This window comes from Alcaligenes faecalis (genome assembly GCF_009497775.1).
In the GTDB taxonomy this organism is placed as follows: domain Bacteria; phylum Pseudomonadota; class Gammaproteobacteria; order Burkholderiales; family Burkholderiaceae_B; genus Alcaligenes; species Alcaligenes faecalis_D.
The window spans coordinates 2,608,585-2,625,203 of the sequence record NZ_CP031012.1 but is presented as its reverse complement, the minus strand read 5'-3'; the positions used below and the strand labels follow the sequence as shown (position 1 = coordinate 2,625,203).

Sequence of the window (16,619 nt, the reverse complement as noted above, 5' to 3'; positions counted from 1 at the left end):
AGTGGATTTTGAAACCTGGTGGTTGGTTTTTGTACCAATTCTATTTGCCTTGGGCTGGGTCGCCGCGCGGGTGGATTTTCGGCAGATGATGTCCGAAACCCGCACTTTGCCGGATTCCTATTTCAAGGGTTTGAACTTCCTGCTCAATGAAGAGCCGGATCGTGCCATTGACGCTTTTGTGGAAGTGGCCAAGCTGGACCCCGAAACCACCGAGCTGCACTTTGCACTGGGCAGCCTGTTTCGCCGTCGTGGCGAAATGGAGCGTGCCATCCGTGTGCATCAAAGTCTGCTGTCGCGCGCCGATCTGCCAGTGGCCGATCGTGAAAACGCCCAGTTTCAGATTGCCCAGGACTTCCTGAAAGCCGGCATGCTGGACCGGGCCGAGGCCGCTTTCGAGGCAGTGCGTGAAACGCGTTTTGCAATCCCGGCCATGCGCGCCTTGATCCGTATTTATGAGTCCGAGCACGACTGGCCGCGTGCCATTGAAGCGGTGCGCCGCTTGCGTGCTCTGGTTGATGAACCCGTGCCGCAACTGGTGCATTACCAGTGCGAGCAGGCCGAAGGGGCTTTGCAAGGTAAGCAGCCCGATTTTGAACGTGCAGCCAAAGCTCTGGACGAGGCCGATAATGCCATTCGCAAGCTGGGTACGGGCCAGGGCATGTATGCTTCTCAGGCTCGGGTTGCCGGTTTGCGTGCCCGTGTGGCGCGTATGCAAGGGCAAAGCGAGCAGGAGCGGGCTTATCTGGTCTCCATTCTGAGCAGTGCTCCTGAATATGTGGGCCTGTACGCCACCGAGCTGCTGGACAGTTACCGCAAGCTGGGTCGGGGCGAAGAGGGCGTTGCCATGCTGCGCAGTCATTACCAGCAGCATCCCAGCCTGGATATTTTCAATGTGCTGTTCCGTGTTCTGCGCGAACAGGAAGGCCATTTGCAGGCCTGGGCTTTTGCCCGTGATGCCTTGCGCGCCCATCCTTCTTTATTGGGTCTGGACAAGATGCTGGAAGTTGAACTCCAGGATCAAGGGCAGGGCAAGGAAGGTGCCGAAGGCGCTGAAGCTGTCGGTGTCGATCAAATTATTGCAGGCGCGGATTTGAGTCTGCTGCGTTCCTTGATTCATCGTCACACTCAACGTCTGGACCGTTATTCCTGCAGTTCTTGCGGCTTTGAGGCTCGCCATTTCTATTGGCAATGTCCCGGTTGCAACTCCTGGGAAACCTATGCTCCTCGCCGTCTTGAGGAGCTGAAATGATGACCTTTCCTGCTGAAGCCGTTGCCGCCAGCCGTGTGCTGGTAGTGGGCGACGTCATGCTGGACCGTTACTGGTTTGGCGATGTGGATCGCATCTCCCCCGAGGCGCCGGTTCCCGTGGTCAAGATGGGCCGCGTGGAAGATCGTCTGGGTGGTGCCGCCAACGTGGCGCGCAACATTGCCGCTTTGGGTGCGCAGGCCAGCCTTCTGGGTGTGATCGGGCAGGACGAAGCGGGCAAGACAGTGCGTGAACTGGCGAAAGCAGACCATGTTCAGGCCCATTGGGTGCAAGATCCGGTCATGCCCACGTCGCTGAAGCTGCGCGTGCTGGGTCGTCAGCAACAACTGCTGCGTGTGGACTTTGAAGAAAGCCCGGCCAGCAGCGCTCTGGACCAGTTGCAGCAAAGCATGAGCGACTTGCTGGATCAGCATCAGGTGCTGGTCTTGTCGGACTACGCAAAAGGTGCTTTGGCCCAGGTTGAAAGCCTGATCGCCTTGGCACGCTCCAGAAACATTCCTGTTCTGGTCGATCCCAAAGGCAAAACGTACGAGCGCTATCAAGGTGCCACGATCCTGACGCCGAATCGTTCGGAAATGCAGGAAGCCGTGGGTGCCTGGAAAGATGAAGATGATTTGATGCGACGCGCCCAGGGTTTGCGTCGCAAGTTGAATTTGGAATGCTTGCTGATTACCCGTTCCGAGCAAGGCATGACCTTGTTCACCGAGCAGGGGCGTGAGCATGTGGATGCCCAGGCACAAGAGGTGTTCGATGTCTCGGGTGCCGGGGACACGGTATTGGCAACGCTGGCGGTCATGCGGGCGGCTGGTCTGGATTGGTTGCAGGCCATGCGCTGGGCGAATCGCGCGGGTGGTATCGTGGTCGGAAAATTGGGTACGTCCATTGTGACGGCAAAGGAATTGGCATGATCGTAGTGACCGGTGGCGCTGGATTTATTGGCAGCAATTTGGTGAAAGGCCTGAATCAGCAGGGTGTGACGGACATTCTGGTGGTGGACGACCTGAGCGATGGCGACAAGTTCGTCAATCTGGTGCATGGCCAAATTGCCGACTATATGGACAAGGATGATTTCCGTGCCCGTCTGGCGCGGGACGAGTTCTCCAATATTGAAGCTGTGTTGCACCAGGGTGCCTGTTCGGACACCACCGAGCGCAATGGTCAGTTCATGATGGATAACAATTACCGCGTGACACTGGAAATCTTCGAGTACTGCCAGGCCAAGCGCATCCCTCTCTTGTATGCGTCGTCGGCCGCTGTTTACGGTGCGGGCCCCTTGTATGCCGAGGACCTCAGCAACGAAGCGCCTTTGAACGTCTACGGGTATTCCAAGTTCCTGTTCGACCAGGTGCTGCGTCGTCACCTGGATAGCCTGCGTGCGCCTGTGGTGGGTCTGCGTTACTTCAACGTCTATGGTCCGCAAGAGCAGCACAAGGGTCGTATGGCCTCGGTGGCGTATCACAATATGCTGCAATACCGCCGCGACGGCCATGTGCTCTTGTTTGGTGGTTGGGATGGCTATGTGGATGGCGGCCAGCAGCGCGACTTCGTCTTTATTGATGATGTCGTGTCGGTGAATCTGCATTTCCTGGGTCAGGACAAGCAGTCGGGCGTATTCAATTGCGGTTCGGGCCGTGCTCAGCCCTTCAATGATGTAGCCCAGACCGTCGTCAACACCTTGCGTGAACACGATGGCCTGCCTGCCTTGGCATTGGAAGAGTTGGTGACGCAGCAGTTCCTGCAATACATTCCTTTCCCGGATGATTTGAAAGGCCGTTATCAAAGCCACACCCAGGCGGACCTGACTCAGCTGCGTGCTGCGGGTTATGACAAGCCCTTCCACGATGTACAGACCGGCGTGGCCGAGTACGTGCGTCGTCTGCTGCAATCGGGTGCTCTGCGCTAAGCACTAGGATCATAAAGTCCATGCGGGCTGCCACGCATGGCTAAACGCGGTCTTCGGACCGCTTTTGCATTCACTCAGGCAGCACCATAAAGGCTTCTTTCCAAGGAGCCTTTATCATGTCTACCTCCCTGATCTTGTCCCCCGTTTCCTATCGCTGGCTGCGTTCCATGCAAGGCTGGCGTGCTTCCGTTTTACGCTTTCTGCTTGCCTTATGTTTATTGGGACCTTGGAGCTTGGTTGCGGCGGTCGACTTGAATACGGCCGATGCCCAGCAACTGCAACAAATTAAAGGCATAGGTCCCCGCACGGCCGAGCTGATTCTGGAGGAGCGCAAGCGGGGTGGTCCTTTTGACTCTTTGCAGGATTTGGCCGACCGGGTCAAAGGGATAGGTGCGAAAAAGATCATTACGATGGAGCAGTCGGGTCTGAAAGTGGAGCCTGCCAAAGTCGCCAGCAAGCCGGTTTCCAATACGGCCGATGCGGATATAAGAAGAAAGCCGTAGCTCTGGGCGTAGACTCGCTTTAAGCTAGTAGTTTGTTTAGTCTGCATGGGCAGTCAGTGCGAGCTGGCTGCCTTCTTGCTCAAGGTAAGAGATTGATCGATGAAAAACTATCCCACCATTGAAGATACCGTTGGCCAAACCCCCTTGGTGCGCTTGCAGCGTATTCCAGGCGAGTTTGGGCAGGCGCGCGGTAATGTCCTGTTGGCCAAGCTGGAAGGCAATAACCCCGCCGGTTCGGTGAAAGACCGTGCTGCCAGTTCCATGATTCAAGAGGCCGAGCGCCGCGGTGATATCAAGCCGGGAGACACCTTGATCGAGGCCACCAGCGGCAATACCGGTATTGCGCTGGCCATGATTGCGGCCGTGCGTGGCTACAAAATGATTTTGATCATGCCCGACAACCTGTCGCTGGAGCGTCGTGCTTCCATGACGGCGTATGGTGCGAAGTTGATTCTGACACCTGCGGATCAAGGCGGCATGGAATACGCCCGTGATCTGGCGCTGAAGATGCAAGCCGAAGGGCAGGGCAAGGTGCTGGACCAATTTGCCAACCAGGACAATCCAGCGGCTCACGTGCATAGCACCGGCCCGGAAATCTGGCAGCAAACCGATGGCCAGGTGACTCACTTTGTCAGCGCCATGGGTACGACTGGCACCATCATGGGTGTGGGTAATTACTTGCGTAGTCAAAACAGCGGCATTGTGGTGGTGGGGGCTCAACCTGCACCAGGGGCGCAAATCGCCGGTATTCGTAAATGGCCAGAAGAGTATCTGCCCAAGATTTACGATCCATCCAAAGTGGATATGTTCGAGGAAATTGGCCAGCAAGAGGCCGAGATCATGACGCGCCGTATGGCCGCTGAAGAAGGGATCTGTGCCGGTATTTCCTCCGGCGGTGCCTTGGTGGCTGCCATGCGCGTTGCTCAGAGCGTAGAAAAAGCCACGATCGTTTTTATTGTGTGCGACCGTGGCGACCGTTACCTGTCTACCGGCATCTTCAATTAATTAGGGTTGCCATAGCCCATTTGTTTAGCCAGTTCGGAAGCCAGATCAGCGACCGAGCTGGCATAAAAATAACTGCGGTTGTAATGGGTAATGGCAAAGAAGTTGGGCGTGCCCAGGCGATACTCCGTCGTATTGCGTGGCTCGTCCACCAGGTTCACCACACCTAGTTGTGCCTGCTGCCAAGGGCCTGCATTCTGGCTCTGGCCTTTCACCGTGGCACCGGCATTATTCAATTGCGCCCAAGTCAGCTTGGGGTAAATGCCGCCGTCCACCATGCCTTTATTCGCATTGCTCAGTTCGACCGGAGCAAAAACCGGCAGGCCAGGTTCCCAGCCGTGTGCGCGCAGGAAGTTGGCAATCGAAGCCATGGCATCGGCCGGATTATTGCGCAGATCAATACGACCATCTCCATCACCATCGACGGCATAGCGTATCAGGCTGCCGGGCATGAATTGGGACATGCCCATGGCGCCCGCGAACGAGCCCTGAACAATCCGTGCGTCCAGCTCGCCTTGGTAATGCAATTCGATCAGGTCAGCCAATTGGTCGCGGAACAGTTGGCCGCGCTCGGGGCGGCTGTCGTCCGGATAGGCAAAGCCCAGGGTAAACAGGGCATCCAGCACCTTGAAGTCGCCCATGATTTTTCCATAGACGGTTTCCACGCCCAGGATGGCCACAATAATAGAAGGCGGTACGCCATAGTCTTTGGAGATCTGGTCCAGAGCCAGGCGATGCTTTTGCCAGAACTGGACACCGCCTTGAATACGGGCCGGATCCACATTGCGCTGCTTGTACGTTACCCAGCTGCGCTTGATACGCCCTTTGGTGGGGCGCATTAATTTGGCGGCGGTCTCGTTATATTGAGCTTGCTGCAAAATATCGGTGACAACATCCAGGGGAATCTTGCGCACCTTCGCCACTTCCTGGGCGTAGCTCGCAATGTCATCGTTTAATTCACCGTTTAATTTAAAAAATTGTGTCCGGCCGGAGCGCGATTCACCGGCCTGAATGGACTCGGGCTCGACCAAAGCCTTGATTGTGACGGCGCCGGTTTTTTTTACCGGGGCCTGGAAAGCCGCGTCGTTGCTGGGTTTGGTGTCCGTAGAAGGAGCTTGGGAAGTGGTCGTGGCGCAGCCGGCAGTGCTCAGCGCGATCAGTACTGCTTGCAAAATTCGAGTGGGTCTGAACATAATCCATCCTCATGGAGACACTATATTTTATCCATCCATCATGCCATTTGCATGAGATGGGCCGATGGCATCCGGAAAGTCCGCAGCGACTGGATGCCATAAACGATCAACTGCTATCCAGCGGTCTGGCATCCTATCTGGCCCAGCGGCAAGCTCGGCTGGCGACGGATGAGGATATCCTGCGGGTGCATGATGCTGCTTACGTGCAAAAGCTCAAAGAGCAATTGCCGCGGCAGGGATATTTCAATATCGATCCGGACACCCTGATGAATCCGCATACCCTGGAAGCGGCCTATGCCGCTGCCGGGGCGGGCCTGGATGCGGTCGATGGCGTCATGAACGAAGGGGCGACGGGCGCTTTTTGTGCAGTGCGGCCCCCCGGACATCATGCCGAACGGGCGCGGGCGATGGGGTTTTGTTTTTTCAACAATATCGCCGTGGCCGTGGCCTATGCGATGGAAAAATATGATCTCAAGCGTGTGCTGATCGTGGATTTTGATGTGCACCACGGCAATGGAACCGAGCAGATTTTTGCCGGCGACGAGCGGGTTCTGATGTGCAGTTTCTTTCAGTCCCCGTTTTTTCCTGATTCCTTTCAGGACCCGGCGGCGCAAAACATGGTAAATATACCGGTTGAGGCCTACACCAAGTCTGCTCAGATTATCGATCTGTTCAAACAGGTTTGTTTGCCCCGCATAGAGGCGTTTGCCCCTGAAATCGTCTTTTTCTCGGCAGGCTTTGATGCCCACCGTGAAGATGAGATGGGACAGCTCAGCTTGGTTGAGGCCGATTATGCGGAATTGACCGCCATGGTGGTCCAAGCCTGTGCGCCTAGTGCCGGACAACGTCTGGTCAGTATGCTGGAAGGGGGGTACGATCCCTCGTCCCTGGGACGCAGCGTGGTGGCCCACATCAAGGCCCTCGCCGGGCTTTAGGCGAGTGGCTCCGGGCTTTGGAATTCTTCTAAAGCCTTATTTCAACAGAACAATTTTTATTTAAGACTGCACTGGAGAACATTACATGAAGGTGTTAGTACCCGTGAAACGCGTAGTTGACTATAACGTCAAGGTGCGCGTGAAATCTGACCAAACCGGGGTGGACATTGCCAATGTGAAAATGTCCATGAACCCCTTTGACGAAATCGCTGTCGAAGAGGCCACTCGCCTCAAAGAAAGCGGTGCAGCCACTGAAGTGATCGCTCTTTCTTGCGGCGTTGCACAAAGCCAGGAAACACTGCGCACGGCTCTGGCCATTGGTGCTGATCGGGCCACTCTGGTGCAAACCGACGCCGAATTGCAGCCTTTGGCCGTGGCCAAGCTGATCAAGGCCGTGGTGGACAAAGAGCAACCTCAGCTCGTGATCCTGGGCAAACAGGCGATCGACGACGACGCCAACCAAACCGGCCAGATGCTGGCTGCCTTGCTGGACTGGCCACAAGCCACGTTCGCCAGCAAGGTTGAAGTGTCGGGCGACAGCGTGTCGGTCACTCGTGAAGTGGACGGCGGTCTGGAAACACTGAAGCTGAGCCTGCCTGCCGTGATCACCACCGACCTGCGCTTGAACGAGCCTCGTTACGTGACACTGCCCAACATCATGAAGGCCAAGAAAAAGCCTTTGGAAACCCTGACTCCCGAAGAGCTGGGCATTGATGTGGCTCCTCGTATCAAAACGCTGAAAGTGACTGAGCCTCCAGCTCGTGCTGCCGGCATCATGGTGCCCGACGTTGCCACACTGGTCGAGAAACTGAAGAACGAAGCGAAGGTGATTTAAATGGCTATCCTTGTTATTGCCGAGCACGACAATCAGCAGCTGAAGGCTGCAACGCTCAACGCCCTGGCTGCCGCTCAGAAGATCGGCGGTGATGTGCATGTTCTGGTCGCTGGTAACCAGGCTTCCGGCGTGGCTCAAGCCGCTGCCAAAGCCCAGGGCGTCAGCAAAGTGCTGTTGGCCGATGGCCCTGCATTGGCTGAAGGCCTGGCCGAGAACGTGGCTGCCCAGGTGCTGGCCATTGCCTCCAACTACAGCCACATCCTGTTCCCGGCAACCGCTTCGGGCAAGAATATTGCTCCTCGCGTGGCGGCCAAGCTGGATGTTGCCCAATTGTCGGACATCCTGTCCGTGGAGTCGGCTGACACCTTCACCCGTCCTATTTATGCCGGTAACGCTGTGGCCACTGTTCAGTCCAGCGATGCCGTTAAAGTAATCACCGTGCGTACCACCGCGTTTGACGCGGTGGCCGCTGAAGGTGGTAGTGCCGCTGTTGAAGAGCTGAGCGCCGTCGCTGATTCCGGTCGTTCGACGTTCGTCAGCCGTGAAGTGGCCAAGAGTGATCGTCCTGAATTGGCTGGTGCCGGTGTGGTCGTGTCCGGTGGTCGCGGCATGGGCAGCGCCGAAAACTTCAAACTGCTGGACGGTCTGGCTGACAAGCTGGGTGCTGCACTGGGTGCCTCGCGCGCTGCAGTGGACGCCGGCTATGCACCAAACGACTGGCAGGTTGGTCAGACAGGCAAGATCGTGGCTCCTCAGCTGTACGTGGCCGTGGGTATTTCCGGTGCCATCCAGCACTTGGCTGGCATGAAAGACTCCAAGGTCATCGTGGCGATCAATAAAGATCCTGAAGCGCCTATTTTTGGCGTGGCCGACTACGGTTTGGTCGCGGATCTGTTCGAGGCTGTGCCTGAGTTAGAAAAAGCGCTCTAAGCGCCCATCGGCCTGCTGGATACTTCTCCAGCAGGCTTTTTTTCAGTGCGTATATCCTAGGGGCCTGATTGTGGCTTCGGTCCTTTTTGTTTCTGTGTAGGAGTGTTCATGACGTATCGTGTACCCACCCAAGACATCCGCTTTGCGCTTACAGAGCTGGCTGATCTACCTGGTGTGCTGGAGTTGCCTGGCTTTGAGGATTTCTCGGCCGAGTTGATCGATGCCATTATTGATGAGAACGCCCGCTTCGTTGAGCAGGAAGTAGCACCTTTGAACCGCGCCGGTGATCAGAATGGCGCCAAGTGGAATGACGGTGTGGTCACCACCACACCCGGCTTTAAAAAAGCCTTTGAAGAATTTGCAAAAGCCGGCTGGCAAGGCTTGCAGCACGAAGTCGAGCTGGGTGGCCAGGGCCTGCCCAAGCTGATCGGTGCCGTGGCATGTGAAAACATCAATGCCGCCAACCTGGCTTTTTCCTTGTGTCCTTTGCTGACTGACGGCGTGATCGAAGCCGTGTCCATGGTCGGCTCGGACGAGCAGAAAGAACGTTTCCTGCCTCCTTTGCTGGAAGGCCGCTGGACCGGCACCATGAACCTGACCGAGCCTCAGGCCGGTTCGGATCTGGCCCAGGTTGCCAGTCGCGCTGTTCCTCAGGATGACGGCAGCTACCGCATCAGCGGTCAAAAGATTTTCATCACCTATGGTGAGCACGATATGGCCGAGAACATCGTCCATCTGGTGCTGGCCCGTACACCTGATGCGCCTGCCGGTGTGAAAGGGATTTCGCTGTTCATCGTGCCCAAGTTCATGGTCAACGATGATGGTTCCCTGGGTGCTCGCAACGACGTCTGGTGTGCGTCGCTGGAGCACAAGCTGGGCATCCACGGCAGCCCGACCGCCGTGCTGCTGTACGGCTCGGGCAAGGGTGATGTGGGCGAGGGCGCTGTTGGCTACCTGGTCGGCAAGGAAAACGAAGGCCTGAAGTACATGTTCATCATGATGAACGCGGCCCGTTACGCAGTGGGCGTGCAGGGTATCGCCGTGGCTGAACGTGCTTTGCAACAAGCTGTTGAATACGCGAACGACCGTGTGCAGGGTGCTCCCCTGACGGGCGGTAAAGCCGTCTCCATCGCTCATCACCCCGACGTGCAGCGCATGCTGGTGCAAATGCGTGCTCTGACAGAAGGCTCCCGTGCGCTGGCTTACTTCGCAGCCGGTGTGAACGACAAGGCGCGTCACAGTGCAGACGAAAATGCCCGCAAGCGTTACCAGGCTCTGTACGAGTTCCTGGTGCCGGTGGTCAAGGGTTTCAGCACTGAAATGTCCCTGGAAGTGACTTCCCTGGGTGTGCAGGTGCATGGTGGTATGGGCTTTATCGAAGAAACCGGTGCAGCCCAGCACTACCGCGACTCGCGCATTCTGCCTATCTACGAAGGCACCACCGCCATTCAGGCCAACGACTTCATCGGTCGCAAGGTGCTGCGTGATGCTGGCGCTGTGATCCAGGGGCTGGCTCCCGAGCTGGGTGCTACCGTGGCCAAGCTGCGTGAACGTGCGGCTCAGGGCGGTGAGCACAAGGCTGCCTTGAGCCTGATCGCTGATCGTCTGGAAGCCGGTGTGAAGAGCGTGGAACGTGCTGCCATGTTCACCCTGATGAACGCTCAGAAAGACCTGTCTGCCGTGTTCCTGGGCAGCGTGCCTTTCCTGATGCTGTCCGGTTATGTGTTGACCGGCTGGCAGATGGCCCGCGCCGCCTTGGCGGCCGAGAAAGCACTGAGCGAAGGTAGCCAGGATCCATTCCTGCGCCGCAAGCTGTCCACCAGCGTGTTCTTTGCCAGCCACTTGCTGCCACGTGCCGGCGCCTTGGCCCTGTCGGTAGCGGACGGTGTGGAGCTGACTCCTTACCTGTCGACTGAACTGCTGTAAGTCGTCAAGCCGCAAGGCATAAAGGCCCGCGCCGCCTCTTTGGCTGCCGGGCCTTTTTTGGGTATATTGATATAGCTTTAAATTATTTGAAGCGCACTCTTTATACTGACAAAATCATCTGACTAGTCCTGATTATTTAAGTCGGTGATCTCCTGATCGCGGCTGCATTTCGAAAAGAGGAACGTAATGGCTACACTTCGTCTGGGTGACCTGGCCCCTGATTTTGAACAAAAATCCTCCGCTGGCACCATCAAGTTTCACGAGTTCTTGGGTAATAGCTGGGGCGTCTTGTTCTCCCACCCAGCCGACTTTACGCCTGTGTGCACCACCGAACTGGGTTACACCGCCAAGCTGGCGGACGAGTTCGCCAAGCGCGGCGTGAAAGTGATTGCCGTTTCCGTTGACGATGTTGATTCCCACGGCAAGTGGATTGATGACATCAACGAAACTCAAAAAACCACGGTTAACTTCCCCATCCTGGCTGACGCTGACCGCAAGGTGTCGGATCTGTACGATATGATCCACCCCAACGCCAGCACCACCGTGACAGTGCGTTCGGTGTTCATCATCGACCCTGCCAAGAAAGTGCGTCTGATCATCACTTACCCAGCCAGCACGGGCCGCAACTTCAACGAAATCCTGCGCGTGATCGACTCCCTGCAACTGACCGACAGCCACAGCGTGGCTACGCCAGTGAACTGGGAAGACGGTGACGACGTGATCATCGTTCCCAGCCTGAAGGACCCTGAAGTTCTGAAGCAGAAATTCCCCAAAGGCTACACCGAGATCCGTCCTTACCTGCGTGTGACGCCTCAGCCTAACAAGTAAGCATTACCGTTAGGTTCAGACAAAAAGCCCTCGTGCCATTGCGGCGCGAGGGCTTTTTTTGGGGTATGACAGGAAGCGTTGCTGTGCAGGACTACTGTGTAAAGCACTGTATGGAAGTGCTTTGCCAGCACCGAAAACGCTTGGGAGGGATAGGGCCAGCCTGGTAGTGAATTGGCTGTGACTAGCTTCGGGGCTGGGTTTCAGCCTGTCAGTGGGGCAGGCGCAACATCATGGCAGGTACTGATTGCACTAGGTGCTGGTTTTAAGTACAGTACTGTATAAGAAAACAGTAAACGGAGTTAGCCATGTCCAGTCCAAGCCGTCATTACCGTCCTCAAGCCACTCCCCGGTTCCGTGGCCCAGTCCGTTCCGCGGCCTCGTCCAGCCCGTTCACCAAACCGCTGTCCTTCAAGGCCAAGGTCATGGATGTGTGTTTGGTTGCTGTGTGGGGTGCCAGTATTCCTGGCTTGCTGTGGTTGGGCAGCATGGGCGGGTTTTAAGGCCACGCCCTTGTGCTGCTCCAATAGGCGATCAGGGCACCAGTTGTGTCCAGTCGTTTGACAGGAATCGGTCGCGTGCCAGTTTTTCGGCCTGTTCCAGTGTCGATGTATCCAGTGTGCTGGTTTTCAGTGCCGTCTTTTTGCGGAACACGTTCAGCATCGCTTCAATAACCGCTTCACGGCTCATGCCGGTTTGGCTGCGGATAGGGTCCACGCGTTTCTTGGCGCTGGTGGTGCCTTTGTCCGAGAGTTTTTCCTTGCCGATACGCAGGACTTCCAGCATCTTGTCGGCATCAATGTCGTAGGCCATGGTCACATGGTGCAAGACGGCATTGCCACGGCGCGCTTGTGCGGCACCGCCAATTTTTCCACCGGCGCTGGTAATGTCGTTCAAGGGTTGGTACCAGGCATCAATACCAATTTCGCGCAGGGCTTCAATCACCCAGGAATCCAGAAATTCGTAGGACTCCTGAAACGTCATACCGGTTACAAACTGCTTGGGCACGCTAAGCGAATACGTAATGGTATTGCCGGGCTCAATGAACATGGCGCCACCGCCACTGATACGACGCACCACACGAATACCATGACGGGTTGCGGCCTCGGCTTCAATTTCATTGCGCAGGGACTGGAAACGTCCAATCACGACGGCAGCCTCTTGCCATTCCCAGATACGCAGGGTGGGGGCGCGGGTGCCTTCACTGACTTGCTGGGTAATGATTTCGTCCAGTGCCATATGCAGGGCAGCGGGCTGCGGCTCCATATGGACCAGCTCCCAAGGCAACTCGTTCCAGCTCATCATGCCAGGGCCCTCCGCACGACCACGCCAATGGCTTGCGGGTCCAGACCGAACATTTCAATGTCTTTGGGCAGGGCGCGGCTAACGTGAGCCGCAATTTCTTCGGCACTGCTGTTGATGGACAGGCCCTGCAGGGCCTGATTGATCAGGGCCAGTGCTTCGGGGGGTTCCAGAAAAAAGTCGCCGCTCAATCGTGCTTGTTCGATCATATGGTCTTTGACATCCAGATCGATCACGACCAGCTTGCCGCCAGGAACTTTGTATTCAGCATGCATAGACTGTGTCCTTTGATAAGGTCGGCCCCTTTTTGCCAAGGGGAGGGCGAAGCGAGTAAAATCCCGCCTTTGCTGCGTTTAATACGAGGGCATCATGCCCAAAGTGTCGTATTTTAGCGTAGTTAAACGTCCGGAAACGAAGCCGTCATCCGTCAAAAAGCTTGGTAATTCAGGCTTTTTGCTGATAGAATCATGGGCTAATCATTTTTTCATCCTCTGTCAGCGCGATTTTTATAATGTGTGCGGCTGATACGATGGTTTTGGAGTTAATCGTGGATTTGATCGCTATTCTTGAGCAAGAAGAAATCCAGCGCCTGACCGGTGGCAAGCTGCCTCCCGAGTTCGGTCCTGGTGACACTGTTGTTGTGAACGTAAACGTGGTTGAAGGTACGCGTAAGCGTGTCCAGGCTTACGAAGGCGTGGTTATCGGCCGTCGCAATCGTGGTCTGAACTCTTCTTTCATCGTTCGCAAGATTTCTTCCGGCGAAGCCGTTGAGCGTACATTCCAGCTGTATTCCCCTCAGATTGCCAGCATCGAAGTCAAGCGTCGTGGCGCTGTACGTCGTGCTAAACTGTACTATCTGCGTGATCGCTCGGGTAAAGCCGCTCGCATCAAAGAAAAACTCGTTCGTCGTTCGGGTAACTAATTCCCAAGCGAACAACGATGCAAAGGCACCCAGGCGGGTGCCTTTGTTTTTATGTGGGATCACATACCAGTTCTTATGGATAAGCCTCGTATCAGGCCCGTTATCGTTCCTGGATTCGACCCTCGCAGCCAGCCCCTGGTTGCATTAGACCCTTTGCCTGAATTGCCTGCCCAGGCCCAGCAACTGGATTTTCTGCGTAGTGCCTTCGCCCAGCCCATACAGTGGCAGGTCGAGCCTTTATTTCGCAGCTCCTTTTATCCAGAGTTCTTGCCCGGTTCCATGAATGTGCGCTCCGCCGTCTGTATTGGCGTGATGCAGCGCCCCGAGGGGCCTACCGTCATTTTCACGCGTCGGGCCATGCACCTGCACAACCATGCGGGGCAGATCAGTTTTCCCGGTGGACGTATTGAAGCCTCGGATCTGGGGCCGGTAGAGGCCGCCTTGCGTGAAACCCAGGAAGAGATCGGCATCGAGCCGCGCTTTGTGCGCTATCTGGGCCAGCATCCTATTTTTGTCACCAGCACCCAGTTTGCGATGCGCCCCATTATTGGCGAGCTGCAAGAGGGTTTTCAGGTGCTGCCCGATAGCTCTGAAGTGGCCGAGGTCTTTGAAGTGCCCTTGTCGGTCCTGCTGGACCCGCAGTGCCATCAGCTGCATCACGCCGATTTGCCGGACGGGGCAGGGCGTTACTACTTTTCTATCCCTTGGGGCCCGTACTTTATCTGGGGTGCCACAGCGGTTTTGATCCGTAATCTTTACCACCACTTGTCGGCTGCCTGGGTGCAGTTGTCTGCCGGTGGGGATACGCGTGCCAAAGGCCTGTAATCAGGTCTGACAGGCGGGCGCTCTGGCAGCGTATCCCGCCTTCATGAAAAAGGGGCGTCTTGCCTCGCCCCTGATTCCCTTAATAACGTGGTTTGTTTTCGTGCTCGGCCAGCAAGCGCTGGTACAGCGCGTGACGCTCAGGGTGAATGCTGCCTGCTTCGATGGCCGCCAGCACCCCACAGCCCGGCTCATGTCGGTGGGTGCAGTTGTAAAAGCGGCAGGATTCCACGGCCTTTCGAAAATCGGGGAAGCCGTGCGCAATATCTTCCTGTGTCATGTGCGACAGGCCAAAGGCCTGGAAGCCGGGGCTGTCGATCAGGTCGCCACTATTGGGCAGGTGATACAGGCGGGTGCTGGTGGTTGTGTGTCGGCCAGCGCCCAAGGCTTGCGAGTATTCCTGGGTCAGTGCGCCTGCATCCGGGACCAGAGCATTGAGCAGGGTGGATTTGCCCATGCCGCTTTGCCCTAGCAGCAAGGTGCGTTTATTCGCCAGCCAGGGAGCCAGGGCTTCCCGTGTTTGTTCTGGCTCCAGCGCCACCATTTCCAGAATAGGCACACCCAGAGCCGCGATAGGGGCCAGCTTGGCGCGCGCACGTTCCAGGTGAGTGCCCAGATCGGCCTTGTTCAGAATAATCACAGGCTCAATATCCACACTCCAGGCTGCGACCAGGGCGCGTCCCAGCAGGTCTTCGGAATACACGGGTTCCGGTGCCACCACAATCAGAAGCTGATCAATATTGGCGGCAAACTGCTTGGTGCGGAAATCGTCAGAGCGATACAGCAGATTGCGCCGTTCCTGCACCGCCTCAATAGAGCCTTCCCCTTTAGCCTGCATCAGCACATCGACTTGATCGCCAACGGCAATCCCGGCTTTTTTTCCACGTGGAAAGCACTTGATCGTTTCGCCATTCGGCAGCTCGACAAAGTAGTGGCGACCGTGGGCGGCGGTCACCAGACCGCTAATGTATTTAGATGTCATGCCAGGCTTTTCAGGTGTCGAATGCGATCAATCGCGTTGGGGTGGCTATCGTAAAAGGCAGAATGCATAGGGTCGGGTGTCAGGGTTGCGGCATTGTCGTTATAGAGCTTGAGCAAGGCGCTGATCAAGTCCTGGGCCTGGCTGTGCTGGGCAGCAAAGCTGTCGGCCTGATATTCGTCGCGGCGCGAGAGCAGGGCGCTCAAGGGGCCCATCCAGAAGGTGAAGGTGGGCACCACCATAAAGAACAGGATCAGGGCCAGGGCGTCGTTGGGGCGACCTAACTGGGGAATCACACCCAGTCCGGTATAAAAGCCTACCTTGCCCCAGGCCCAGCCTGCCAGCAGGAAAAAGATCAGGGACGTGACCACGCTGATCAACAGACGGCGCTGTATATGGCGATGCTTGAAGTGGCCCAGCTCATGCGCCAGCACGGCTTCCACTTCCTCGGGCTGCAGCTTGTTCAGCAAGGTATCAAAAAACACGATGCGTTTTTGGCGACCCAGGCCGGTGAAGTACGCATTGCCATGGGCGGAGCGGCGCGAGCCATCCATCACATACAAGCCATTGGTCTGAAAGCCGCAACGCTGTGCCAGGGCATTGATGCGCTCGCGCAGGCTGGCATCTTCCAGCGGTTTGAAAGTATTGAAAATGGGGGCGATAACGCGTGGGTACAGCCACAGCACCAGCAGATTGAAAACCAGCCACAGGCCCCAGCCGTACCAGGGCCAGGAGGGGCCGGCCCAATCCATCAGGCTGAGCAGGGCAGCACACAAGGGGGTGCCCAGAATCAGGACGATGACCAGAGTTTTGGCGGTGTCGGCAAAGAACAGCGCAGGCTTCATGCGGTTAAAGCCAAAGCGCGCTTCCAGTACAAATTTGCGATACCAGGCAAAAGGCAGGCCGACGACCCCCATAATCGCCAGGACCGCGCCAATCAGGGTCAGCTGACGCAGCAGTTCATGGCTGATCCAGTTGCCCAACGTGACATCCAGCCATTGCAGACCGCCCAGCAGCGTAAAGCCCAGCAGCACCAGAGCTTCCACCAGACGCTCGCTCAAACCCAGCCGGGTGCGTGCGATGGTGTAGCGTGCAGCACGTTGATGGCTATGCAGGCCAATGCGTTCGGAAAACTCGGCAGGCACCTCGTTCTGATGGCGGTAAACGTGCCGGATCTGCCGCAAGCCTAAATAAAAGCGCAGCAAAACGTCTGCAAGCAGAAAGATAATGAACAACAAAGTCAGCATGTAGGCGGCTATATGTAAAATGGGCGTT

General features: G+C 56.6%; 18 protein-coding genes. 13 read left to right on the top strand and 5 right to left on the bottom strand.

The genetic code is table 11. From position 1 onward, the window contains the following. The first annotated feature begins 1 nt into the window (after position 1). From lapB to cysM, 5 genes are all read left to right on the top strand, one after another. The gene (gene lapB / locus DUD43_RS12220; RefSeq protein WP_153230501.1) at positions 2 to 1,249 is read left to right on the top strand and encodes a lipopolysaccharide assembly protein LapB; all 1,248 of its coding nucleotides are present in this window, start codon (positions 2 to 4) and stop codon (positions 1,247 to 1,249) included. Continuing rightward, positions 1,246 to 2,175 (top strand): D-glycero-beta-D-manno-heptose-7-phosphate kinase, encoded by a 930-nt coding sequence (gene rfaE1, locus DUD43_RS12215; protein WP_153230500.1) that lies wholly within the window; start codon positions 1,246 to 1,248, stop codon positions 2,173 to 2,175. Before lapB ends, rfaE1 begins: the two co-directional genes overlap by 4 nt. Then, positions 2,172 to 3,170, top strand: coding sequence for an ADP-glyceromanno-heptose 6-epimerase (gene rfaD, locus DUD43_RS12210; protein ID WP_153230499.1), 999 nt, complete (start codon positions 2,172 to 2,174; stop codon positions 3,168 to 3,170). Before rfaE1 ends, rfaD begins: the two co-directional genes overlap by 4 nt. Positions 3,171 to 3,286: 116 nt before the next feature. Next, the gene (locus DUD43_RS12205) at positions 3,287 to 3,673 is read left to right on the top strand and encodes a ComEA family DNA-binding protein (protein WP_153230498.1); all 387 of its coding nucleotides are present in this window, start codon (positions 3,287 to 3,289) and stop codon (positions 3,671 to 3,673) included. Between the two features lie 99 nt (positions 3,674 to 3,772). Continuing rightward, entirely contained in the window at positions 3,773 to 4,678 is a 906-nt protein-coding gene (gene cysM, locus DUD43_RS12200; protein WP_153230497.1) for a cysteine synthase CysM, read from the top strand. On the opposite strand, the gene mltB is transcribed toward cysM, so the two are convergent. Further along, positions 4,675 to 5,868, bottom strand: a complete 1,194-nt coding sequence (gene mltB, locus DUD43_RS12195; protein WP_153230496.1) for a lytic murein transglycosylase B — start codon at positions 5,866 to 5,868, stop codon at positions 4,675 to 4,677. The genes cysM and mltB overlap by 4 nt on opposite strands. An 11-nt stretch (positions 5,869 to 5,879) precedes the next feature. Between mltB and DUD43_RS12190 the strand changes: the two genes are divergently transcribed. The 6 genes from DUD43_RS12190 (at position 5,880) to DUD43_RS12165 (ending at position 11,822) form a co-directional block, all read left to right on the top strand. Beyond that, positions 5,880 to 6,803, top strand: a complete 924-nt coding sequence (locus DUD43_RS12190) for a histone deacetylase family protein (protein ID WP_194273387.1) — start codon at positions 5,880 to 5,882, stop codon at positions 6,801 to 6,803. Between the two features lie 85 nt (positions 6,804 to 6,888). After that, positions 6,889 to 7,638 (top strand): electron transfer flavoprotein subunit beta/FixA family protein, encoded by a 750-nt coding sequence (locus DUD43_RS12185; RefSeq protein WP_009456000.1) that lies wholly within the window; start codon positions 6,889 to 6,891, stop codon positions 7,636 to 7,638. After that, positions 7,639 to 8,568 (top strand): electron transfer flavoprotein subunit alpha/FixB family protein, encoded by a 930-nt coding sequence (locus tag DUD43_RS12180; protein WP_153230495.1) that lies wholly within the window; start codon positions 7,639 to 7,641, stop codon positions 8,566 to 8,568. A 108-nt stretch (positions 8,569 to 8,676) separates the two neighbouring features. Next, on the top strand, positions 8,677 to 10,494 hold the full coding sequence (locus DUD43_RS12175) for an acyl-CoA dehydrogenase (protein WP_153230494.1): 1,818 nt from the start codon (positions 8,677 to 8,679) through the stop codon (positions 10,492 to 10,494). Between the two features lie 186 nt (positions 10,495 to 10,680). After that, the gene (locus tag DUD43_RS12170; protein WP_009455994.1) at positions 10,681 to 11,322 is read left to right on the top strand and encodes a peroxiredoxin; all 642 of its coding nucleotides are present in this window, start codon (positions 10,681 to 10,683) and stop codon (positions 11,320 to 11,322) included. Positions 11,323 to 11,627: 305 nt separating this feature from the next. Beyond that, positions 11,628 to 11,822 (top strand): hypothetical protein, encoded by a 195-nt coding sequence (locus DUD43_RS12165; RefSeq protein WP_026482961.1) that lies wholly within the window; start codon positions 11,628 to 11,630, stop codon positions 11,820 to 11,822. 31 nt (positions 11,823 to 11,853) lie between these two features. Here the strand turns inward: DUD43_RS12165 and DUD43_RS12160 are convergent, their stop codons facing one another. Both DUD43_RS12160 and DUD43_RS12155 read right to left on the bottom strand, forming a co-directional pair. Further along, positions 11,854 to 12,624, bottom strand: coding sequence for a lipoate--protein ligase family protein (locus DUD43_RS12160; protein ID WP_409049732.1), 771 nt, complete (start codon positions 12,622 to 12,624; stop codon positions 11,854 to 11,856). Continuing rightward, positions 12,621 to 12,896: a lipoate protein ligase C-terminal domain-containing protein gene (locus DUD43_RS12155; RefSeq protein ID WP_153230493.1), complete on the bottom strand. Its 276-nt coding sequence runs from the start codon at positions 12,894 to 12,896 to the stop codon at positions 12,621 to 12,623. Before DUD43_RS12155 ends, DUD43_RS12160 begins: the two co-directional genes overlap by 4 nt. A gap of 272 nt (positions 12,897 to 13,168) precedes the next feature. Here DUD43_RS12155 and rplS point away from each other — a divergent pair, with 272 nt between their 5' ends. Beyond that, positions 13,169 to 13,543 carry a 50S ribosomal protein L19 gene (rplS, locus tag DUD43_RS12150; protein ID WP_003799181.1) on the top strand — a complete coding sequence of 125 codons (375 nt, stop codon included), beginning with the start codon at positions 13,169 to 13,171 and terminating at the stop codon, positions 13,541 to 13,543. 153 nt (positions 13,544 to 13,696) lie between these two features. Continuing rightward, positions 13,697 to 14,368 (top strand): NUDIX hydrolase, encoded by a 672-nt coding sequence (locus DUD43_RS12145; protein WP_153231624.1) that lies wholly within the window; start codon positions 13,697 to 13,699, stop codon positions 14,366 to 14,368. 79 nt (positions 14,369 to 14,447) lie between these two features. Here the strand turns inward: DUD43_RS12145 and rsgA are convergent, their stop codons facing one another. Then, positions 14,448 to 15,347, bottom strand: coding sequence for a ribosome small subunit-dependent GTPase A (rsgA, locus tag DUD43_RS12140; protein ID WP_153230492.1), 900 nt, complete (start codon positions 15,345 to 15,347; stop codon positions 14,448 to 14,450). After that, positions 15,344 to 16,591 (bottom strand): M48 family metallopeptidase, encoded by a 1,248-nt coding sequence (locus tag DUD43_RS12135; protein WP_153230491.1) that lies wholly within the window; start codon positions 16,589 to 16,591, stop codon positions 15,344 to 15,346. Before DUD43_RS12135 ends, rsgA begins: the two co-directional genes overlap by 4 nt. Positions 16,592 to 16,619 lie beyond the last annotated feature (28 nt).

What these genes read in the sequence shown, in the direction of transcription:
- rfaE1 (WP_153230500.1), top strand. Translation starts at nt 1,246, where the DNA reads ATGATGACCTTTCCTGCTGAAGCCGTTGCCGCCAGCCGTGTGCTGGTA.
- rfaD (WP_153230499.1), top strand. Translation starts at nt 2,172, where the DNA reads ATGATCGTAGTGACCGGTGGCGCTGGATTTATTGGCAGCAATTTGGTG.
- DUD43_RS12205 (WP_153230498.1), top strand. Translation starts at nt 3,287, where the DNA reads ATGTCTACCTCCCTGATCTTGTCCCCCGTTTCCTATCGCTGGCTGCGT.
- cysM (WP_153230497.1), top strand. Translation starts at nt 3,773, where the DNA reads ATGAAAAACTATCCCACCATTGAAGATACCGTTGGCCAAACCCCCTTG.
- mltB (WP_153230496.1), bottom strand. Translation starts at nt 5,868, where the DNA reads ATGTTCAGACCCACTCGAATTTTGCAAGCAGTACTGATCGCGCTGAGC.
- DUD43_RS12190 (WP_194273387.1), top strand. Translation starts at nt 5,880, where the DNA reads ATGGAGACACTATATTTTATCCATCCATCATGCCATTTGCATGAGATG.
- DUD43_RS12185 (WP_009456000.1), top strand. Translation starts at nt 6,889, where the DNA reads ATGAAGGTGTTAGTACCCGTGAAACGCGTAGTTGACTATAACGTCAAG.
- DUD43_RS12180 (WP_153230495.1), top strand. Translation starts at nt 7,639, where the DNA reads ATGGCTATCCTTGTTATTGCCGAGCACGACAATCAGCAGCTGAAGGCT.
- DUD43_RS12175 (WP_153230494.1), top strand. Translation starts at nt 8,677, where the DNA reads ATGACGTATCGTGTACCCACCCAAGACATCCGCTTTGCGCTTACAGAG.
- DUD43_RS12170 (WP_009455994.1), top strand. Translation starts at nt 10,681, where the DNA reads ATGGCTACACTTCGTCTGGGTGACCTGGCCCCTGATTTTGAACAAAAA.
- DUD43_RS12165 (WP_026482961.1), top strand. Translation starts at nt 11,628, where the DNA reads ATGTCCAGTCCAAGCCGTCATTACCGTCCTCAAGCCACTCCCCGGTTC.
- DUD43_RS12160 (WP_409049732.1), bottom strand. Translation starts at nt 12,624, where the DNA reads ATGATGAGCTGGAACGAGTTGCCTTGGGAGCTGGTCCATATGGAGCCG.
- DUD43_RS12155 (WP_153230493.1), bottom strand. Translation starts at nt 12,896, where the DNA reads ATGCATGCTGAATACAAAGTTCCTGGCGGCAAGCTGGTCGTGATCGAT.
- rsgA (WP_153230492.1), bottom strand. Translation starts at nt 15,347, where the DNA reads ATGACATCTAAATACATTAGCGGTCTGGTGACCGCCGCCCACGGTCGC.
- DUD43_RS12135 (WP_153230491.1), bottom strand. Translation starts at nt 16,591, where the DNA reads ATGCTGACTTTGTTGTTCATTATCTTTCTGCTTGCAGACGTTTTGCTG.